Annotated in this window: 7 protein-coding genes; all 7 read left to right on the forward strand. The window is 67.2% G+C overall.

Annotated features, from left to right (window positions below; all coding sequences use genetic code 11):
* The first annotated feature begins 76 nt into the window (after positions 1-76).
* Positions 77-1,201, forward strand: coding sequence for a putative lipid II flippase FtsW (ftsW, locus tag AC5JJ6_RS33905; protein WP_496046266.1), 1,125 nt, complete (start codon positions 77-79; stop codon positions 1,199-1,201).
* Complete coding sequence (gene murG, locus AC5JJ6_RS33910; RefSeq protein WP_496046267.1) at positions 1,198-2,400, forward strand: undecaprenyldiphospho-muramoylpentapeptide beta-N-acetylglucosaminyltransferase; 1,203 nt, start codon at positions 1,198-1,200, stop codon at positions 2,398-2,400. The genes ftsW and murG overlap by 4 nt, the downstream gene beginning before the upstream one ends.
* A 1-nt stretch (position 2,401) precedes the next feature.
* Positions 2,402-3,871, forward strand: coding sequence for a UDP-N-acetylmuramate--L-alanine ligase (gene murC / locus AC5JJ6_RS33915; protein WP_496046268.1), 1,470 nt, complete (start codon positions 2,402-2,404; stop codon positions 3,869-3,871).
* Entirely contained in the window at positions 3,868-4,839 is a 972-nt protein-coding gene (murB, locus tag AC5JJ6_RS33920; RefSeq protein WP_496046269.1) for a UDP-N-acetylmuramate dehydrogenase, read from the forward strand. The genes murC and murB overlap by 4 nt, the downstream gene beginning before the upstream one ends.
* Positions 4,836-5,756 (forward strand): D-alanine--D-alanine ligase, encoded by a 921-nt coding sequence (locus tag AC5JJ6_RS33925; protein ID WP_496046270.1) that lies wholly within the window; start codon positions 4,836-4,838, stop codon positions 5,754-5,756. Before murB ends, AC5JJ6_RS33925 begins: the two co-directional genes overlap by 4 nt.
* Positions 5,744-6,652: a cell division protein FtsQ/DivIB gene (locus AC5JJ6_RS33930; protein ID WP_496046271.1), complete on the forward strand. Its 909-nt coding sequence runs from the start codon at positions 5,744-5,746 to the stop codon at positions 6,650-6,652. Before AC5JJ6_RS33925 ends, AC5JJ6_RS33930 begins: the two co-directional genes overlap by 13 nt.
* A 136-nt stretch (positions 6,653-6,788) precedes the next feature.
* Positions 6,789-7,254: cell division protein FtsA (locus tag AC5JJ6_RS33935; protein WP_496046272.1), on the forward strand; the 466-nt coding region annotated here is incomplete at its 3' end.

Genomic DNA, 7,254 nt, shown 5'->3' on the forward strand with positions numbered 1-7,254 from the left:
ACCGAGGCGAAGTTTTCGCATCGCTGGTCCACGCCTCCATCGACCGGTCCGCTCCCGCGGAAAAGGAAGTCGCGCCATGACCGCTTTCGCCCGGACCGACCATTCCATATTCGGCAAGTGGTGGTGGACGGTCGACCGCTGGACGCTGGCCGTGCTGGCGGTCCTGATGGGTCTCGGCATCGTGCTGGTCCAGGCGGCGAGCCCGGCCGTCGCCGAGCGGATCGGACTGGACAACTTCCACTTCGTCCAGCGCCACATCCTGACGCTGGTGCCGGCCTGCCTGCTGATGGTCGGCGTATCGCTGCTCAGCCCGCGCGGCGTCCGGCGCACCGCCATCGTCGCCTTCATCGTCTTCACGATCCTGCTGGCGCTGACCATGGTCATCGGGTTCGAGATCAAGGGCGCGCGCCGCTGGATCCATGTGCCGGGCCTGTCGATCCAGCCGTCGGAGTTCGTCAAGCCGGCCTTCGCCGTGGTCGCCGCCTGGCTGTTCGCCCATGGCCGCACCAGCGACCGGTTCCCCGGCGCCGTCATCTCGATCATGCTCTACCTGATGGTCGTCGGCCTGCTGATGATGCAGCCGGACTTCGGCATGACCTTCGTCGTCTCGGTCGTGTGGTTCGGCCAGTTCTTCCTGGCGGGCCTGCCGATCATCCTGGTGGCGATCCTGGGGGCGCTCGGCATCGTCGGCCTGATAGGGGCCTACATGTTCTTCCCGCACGTGGCGAGCCGCGTCAACCGGTTCCTCGACCCGGCGGCCGGCGACAACTATCAGGTCACCCGCTCGCTGGAGGCCTTCCAGAACGGCGGCGCCTTCGGCACCGGTCGGGGCCAGGGCAGCATCAAGATGATGCTGCCCGACGCCCATGCCGACTTCATCTTCGCGGTGGCGGGGGAGGAGCTGGGACTGTTCTGGTGCCTCGTCCTGATCTCCCTGTTCGCCTTCATCGTCATCCGCGGCTTCATGCGCGTGATGCGCGACGACAACCTCTTCGTCGTGCTGGCCGTCACCGGCCTGCTGACGCAGTTCGGTCTCCAGGCCTGGATCAACATGGCGTCCAGCCTGCACCTGATGCCGACCAAGGGCATGACCCTGCCCTTCATCAGCTATGGCGGTTCGTCGCTGCTGGCGCTGGGCTTCGGCATGGGCATGGTGCTGGCCCTGACGCGCAAGCGCTTCGGCGGGGGAGACGGCAAATGACCGACGCTACCCAGTCATCACCAGCAATCCTGGCTCCGGTAGTCCTGGCGGCCGGCGGCACCGGCGGGCACATGTTCCCCGCGGAAGCGCTGGCGCGTGAGCTTCTGGCGCGCGGCCAGCGCGTCGTGCTGGTGACCGACCGGCGCGGCAAGGCCTTCGGCGACGCCCTGCCGGAAGTGGAAGTCCATCGCATCCGCGCCTCCAGCTTCGGCAGCGGCATCATGGGCAAGGTCCGGGGCATGTTCGAGCTGACGCTCGGCGCCTTCCAGGCCCGCCGGCTGATGTCCCGCCTCAAGCCCGCCGCCGTCGTCGGCTTCGGCGGCTATCCTTCCGTCCCGACGGTGCTGCTGGCGCAGCGCGCCCGCGTGCCGACCGTCCTGCATGAACAGAACGCCGTGCTGGGCCGCGCCAATCGGCTGGCCACCCCCGGCGCAGTCCGGATCGCGACCTCCTTCGCGGCCGTCTCGGCGGTCAAGCCGGCGGACGCCGGCAAGCTGGTCTTCACCGGCAATCCGGTCCGCCCCAACGTCACCGCCGTCCGCGATCTGCCTTATCCGCCGCTGGACGACGGCGGCGAGGTCCACCTGCTGGTGGTCGGCGGCAGTCAGGGCGCCCGCATCTTCAGCGAGATCGTGCCCGAAGCTCTGGGGCTCCTCCCCGACGCCCTCAAGCGCCGGATCAGGATCGCCCAGCAGTGCCGCCCCGAGGATCTGGAAGCGGCCAGGGCCGCCTTCGCCAAGGCCGGCGTCGAGGCCGAGCTGTCCACGTTCTTCCGCGACGTCCCGGAACGTCTGGCCGCCTGCCACCTCGCGATCTGCCGCTCCGGCGCTTCCACCGTCGCCGAACTGGCCGCCGTCGGGCGTCCTGCCCTGCTGGTTCCCTATCCCTTTGCCATGGACGATCACCAGACCGCCAACGCCCAGGCCGTCGCCGATGCCGGCGGCGCGTGGCTGATGCCGCAGACCGCCTTCACCGCCCGCTCGCTGGCCGACCGCCTGACGGCGCTGCTCGAGCTGCCCGCGACGCTGACCAAGGCGGCCGAAGCCGCCCGTGCCCGAGGCGCCACCGACGCCGCGTCGCGTCTGGCCGACATCGTTCTCGCCACCGGAAAAAGCGCACCCCTGACTCACCCCAGCGCCCCCCACAGCGACCGGCCGAGGGCCGGCGCCGATCATTACTCAACCGAGGCCGCCGAATAAAATGAGAGCCCTGCCCCTGTCCATCGGGACGATCCACTTCGTCGGTATCGGCGGGATCGGCATGAGCGGCATCGCCGAGGTCCTGCGGAACCTCGGCTACTCCGTGCGCGGCTCCGACATCGCCGACAGCGCCAACGTCAAGCGCCTGCGCGCACTCGGCATCCCGGTCGAGATCGGCCATCGCGGCGAAAACCTCGCCGACGCCTCCGTCGTCGTGATCTCGTCAGCCGTGAAGAAGGACAACCCGGAAGTCGTCGCCGCCCGTTTGGCGCTTATACCGGTCGTCCGCCGGGCCGAGATGCTGGGCGAGCTGATGCGCCTGAAGTGGTCGATCGCGATCGGCGGCACCCATGGCAAGACCACGACCACCAGCATGGTCGGCACCCTGCTGGAAGGCGCCGGGCTGGACCCGACGGTCATCAACGGCGGCATCATCAACGCCTACGGCACCAACACCCGGCTCGGCTCCGGCGACTGGATGGTGGTCGAGGCGGACGAGAGCGACGGCACCTTCACGAAGCTGCCGGCGCTGATTACCGTCGTCACCAACATCGACCCTGAACACCTGGACCACTACGGCACCTTCGACGGCGTCAAGGCGGCGTTCGAAAGCTTCGTCCAGAACATCCCGTTCTACGGCTTCGCCGCACTCTGCATCGACCATCCCGAAGTGCAGGCGATGATCCCGCGCGTCGCCGACCGCCGCATCGTGACTTACGGCTTCAGCCCGCAGGCCGATGTCCGCGCCGTCGACGTGGTCACCGGCACCGACGGCGCCCACTTCAACGTGGCGCTCAGCGACCGCGTCGCCGGCGAGCCGCGCGTGATCGAGAACATCCACTTGCCGATGTTCGGCCTGCACAACGTCCAGAACAGTCTGGCCGCCATCGCCGTCGGCAACGAAATGGGCATCGAGGGCGAGAAGATCCGCGCCAGCTTCGCCCGCTTCTCCGGGGTCAAGCGCCGCTTCACCAAGACGGGCGAAAGCAACGGCGTCACCGTGATCGACGACTACGGCCACCACCCGGTCGAGATCACGGCGGTCCTGAAGGCGGCCCGCACCGCCGGGACCGGACGCACCATCGCCGTCGTCCAGCCGCACCGCTATTCCCGCCTGCACAGCCTGTTCGAGGATTTCTGCGCCTGCTTCAACGACGCCGACGTCGTCATCGTCGCCGATGTCTACGCCGCCGGCGAGCAGCCGATCGAGGGCGCCGACCGCGACGGTCTGGTGGAAGGCCTGCGGATACGCGGCCATCGTCAGGTGCTGGCTCTCCCCAGCGCCGACGCGCTGCCGTCGATGGTCCACGATCTGGCCCAGCCCGGCGATTTCGTCGTCTGCCTGGGCGCCGGCAACATCACCGCCTGGGCCAACGCCCTCCCGGGCGAACTCGACCGCCTGAACGGCCTGGACGGCCTGGACGGGAAGAACCTGGACGCGAAGAAGACGGCCGGCGGAGGGCGGTCATGACGGCGGCGGCCCGCATGCAGCACGAACCGCACCTGATCGACCGCCTTCCGGCGGTGCGCGGCCGGCTGACCGCCGACGCCCCGCTCGCCAACGTCACGTGGTTCCGCGTCGGCGGCCCGGCCGAAGTTATGTTCAAGCCGGCCGACGCGGCGGATCTCGGCGACTTCCTAGCCGGCTGCCCGGCCGACGTGCCCGTCACGGTGATCGGCGTCGCCTCCAACCTGCTGGTGCGCGACGGCGGGGTACCCGGCGTGGTGATCCGCCTGGGCCGCGCCTTTGTCGATATGTCGGTGAACGGGTGCGAGATCGCGGCGGGCGCTGCGGCGCTCGACCTCAACGTCGCCAACGCCGCGCGCGACGCCGGCATCGCCGGCTTGGAGTTCCTGTCCGGAATCCCCGGCACCATCGGCGGCGCGCTCCGGATGAACGGCGGCGCCTATGGGCGCGAACTGTCCGACGTGGTCGTCTCCGCCACCGCGCTCGACCGCTCCGGCGCCTCGCACACCCTGAGCCGCGAGGACCTCGGCCTCAGCTACCGCCACAGCGACGTGCCGGAAGACTGGATCTTCACCTCGGCCGTGCTGCGCGGGCATCCGGGCGACCACGCGGAAATCAGCCGCCGCATGCACGAGATCGCGGCGTCCAGGGCGGAAAGCCAGCCGGTCAAGGCGCGGACCGGCGGTTCGACCTTCGCCAATCCTCCCGGTGAAAAGGCGTGGGCACTGATCGACCGCGCCGGCTGCCGGGGCCTGACCATCGGCGGCGCTCAAGTGTCGGAGAAACACTGCAACTTCCTGCTTAACCTCGGCACCGCGACCGCCGACGACCTGGAATCGCTCGGCGAGGAAGTCCGCCGCCGGGTCTACGAAACCTCGGGCATCGAACTCCGCTGGGAAATCCGCCGCATCGGCGTCCCGGCATCCTCAAGCACCCTCTCGCCCATCCGCTCACAGGGAAACCGGCCATGAGCCAGCACGTCGCCGTCCTTCACGGAGGCTGGTCCGCCGAACGCGAAGTCTCGCTGGTCAGCGGCGCCGCCGTGGCGTCCGCCTTGAAGGAACGCGGCTTCCGCGTTACCCTGATCGACGTCACCCGCGACCTTCCAGCCTTGCTGGCGGCACTCACCCCCCGTCCCGACGTGGTGTTCAACGCGCTGCACGGACGCTTCGGAGAGGACGGCACGATCCAGGGCGTGCTCGACATCCTGGGCCTGCGCTATACCCATTCCGGCATGCTGGCCTCGGCCATCGCCATGGACAAGTCGGCCACCAAGCGGTTGCTGAACGGCGTAGGCGTCCGTTCCCCCAATGGCATGGTCGCGACCCGCGAACAGGTGCTTTCCGGCGACATCATGCCGGCACCCTATGTCCTTAAGCCGAACAACGAAGGGTCTAGCGTCGGAATCCAGATAGTACGAGAAGGCGACAACAGACATCCTTCCTATGCCGAAAGTTGGGATCACGGTGAAACTGTCCTGATTGAACAGTATATTCCCGGCCACGACCTGACCGTTGCAGTCATGGGCGACCGTGCGCTGACAGTGACGGAAATCAAGCCGCACTCCGGCTTCTATGACTACTCTGCAAAGTACACCGATGGCCGTGCTACCCATCTGGTACCTGCCCCTGCACCCAAGGAAGTCTTGGAAGAGGCGATGAGGATGGCTTTGCTGGCCCACAATACTTTGGGATGCGCCGGCGTCAGCCGCAGTGACTTCCGCTGGGACGATACGATTCCGGATATTTCCGGAGTTTATTTCCTAGAAATTAACACACAGCCGGGTATGACCCCCTTGTCGCTCGTCCCTGAACAAGCGGCATACCTGGGTATCTCTTTCGGTGATCTGGTCGTCTGGATGGTGGAGAACGCCATATGTCACGCGTGAACAAGCCAGCACTCTGCGCCCCACGGGATCTGCGCACCCGCACCGCCGAGCGTGCGCGGAACGCTACCCAGAAAGCGACCCAGAAAGCCAACCGCCGGCGTTCCTGGCCGCGCTGGACGGGCACTGCCCTGAAGTTCGGCATGGTGGCCCTGCCCGTCGTCATGCTCGGCGGCGCCGGCACCTGGGCATACCAGACCGGCTGGTTCGGCCAGATGGGCAACCGCATCACGGCGGCGCTGATCGACCTGACGGTCGATGCCGGCCTAGAAGTCCAGGAAGTCCTGGTCGAAGGCCGCAACGAAACCGACCGCAACGCCGTGATGGCCGCGATCCAGGTCAAGCGCGGCGACCCCATCATGCAGTTTGATCCGGAAGCTGCCCGCGCCGGCCTGGAACGGCTGCGCTGGGTCGCCAATGCGACGGTCGAGCGGCGCCTGCCCAATACCGTCTTCGTCAAGCTGGACGAGCGCCGGCCGATGGCGCTGTGGCAGCGCGACGGCAAGCTGGCCCTGATCGACCGCGACGGCGAGGTCCTGACCGAGCGCGAGCTTGGCCGCTACAACAACCTGCTCCAGATCATCGGCGCCGATGCTCCCAAGCATGCGCAGGAACTGCTGGGTCATCTCAGCACGGTGCCCGCGCTGTTCCAGCGGGTCAACGCCGCCACCCGGATAGGAGGGCGCCGGTGGGACCTTCATCTGTCCAACGGCGTCATCATCCGTCTGCCGGAGAGCGATATCGGCGGAGCGCTCCATCATCTCGCCGATCAGGAAGCGAAGCAGCCGGTTCTGGACCGCGATATCGTGGCGGTAGATCTGCGCCTGCCCGATCGCCTCGTGATACAGACTTCGACCGCTGCGGCACAACGCCGCCGTGCTCCAGAGCAAAAGATATGATGTCTCCGATGTATTAATCTAAAGAGGTAATCCACACCAAATGCAGTATCGAAATCGTTGTTTGAAATACTGCATCTTGGGATGTTAATGTGAATACACGAATAGGCGACAGCCTGAGGGGATGACGGGCGTAGCAATGGCCTTCAACGCTGGCAAGAGAGTTAAGAGACAGGTTCGCGGCGGGGTAATCGCTGCACTGGACGTCGGCACAACCAAGGTCTGCTGCTTCATCGCACGGGTCGAGGACGGCGGCGTGCTGCGCATTACCGGCATAGGACATCAGGTCTCGCGGGGTCTCCGGGCCGGCACCATCGTCGATATGGACGCGGCGGAGCAGGCTATCGGCACCACCGTCCACACCGCCGAGCAGATGGCCGGGGAGACGATCCGCGAAGTGCTGGTCAACATCTCCGGCGGCCAGCCGACCTCGCAGACCTCCAACGTGGAAGTGCCGATCGGCGGCCACGAGGTCAACAACGCCGACGTCCGCCGGGCGCTGGCCCAGGCCCGCCAGTTCCAGGGCGGCGCCGACCAGGAGCTGATCCACTCGATCGCGGTCGGCTACGCGATCGACGGCAACCGGGGCATCCGCGATCCGCGCG

It is taken from the genome of Skermanella sp., from assembly GCF_059503625.1.

What these genes read in the sequence shown, in the direction of transcription:
- ftsW (WP_496046266.1), top strand. Translation starts at nt 77, where the DNA reads ATGACCGCTTTCGCCCGGACCGACCATTCCATATTCGGCAAGTGGTGG.
- murG (WP_496046267.1), top strand. Translation starts at nt 1,198, where the DNA reads ATGACCGACGCTACCCAGTCATCACCAGCAATCCTGGCTCCGGTAGTC.
- murC (WP_496046268.1), top strand. Translation starts at nt 2,402, where the DNA reads ATGAGAGCCCTGCCCCTGTCCATCGGGACGATCCACTTCGTCGGTATC.
- murB (WP_496046269.1), top strand. Translation starts at nt 3,868, where the DNA reads ATGACGGCGGCGGCCCGCATGCAGCACGAACCGCACCTGATCGACCGC.
- AC5JJ6_RS33925 (WP_496046270.1), top strand. Translation starts at nt 4,836, where the DNA reads ATGAGCCAGCACGTCGCCGTCCTTCACGGAGGCTGGTCCGCCGAACGC.
- AC5JJ6_RS33930 (WP_496046271.1), top strand. Translation starts at nt 5,744, where the DNA reads ATGTCACGCGTGAACAAGCCAGCACTCTGCGCCCCACGGGATCTGCGC.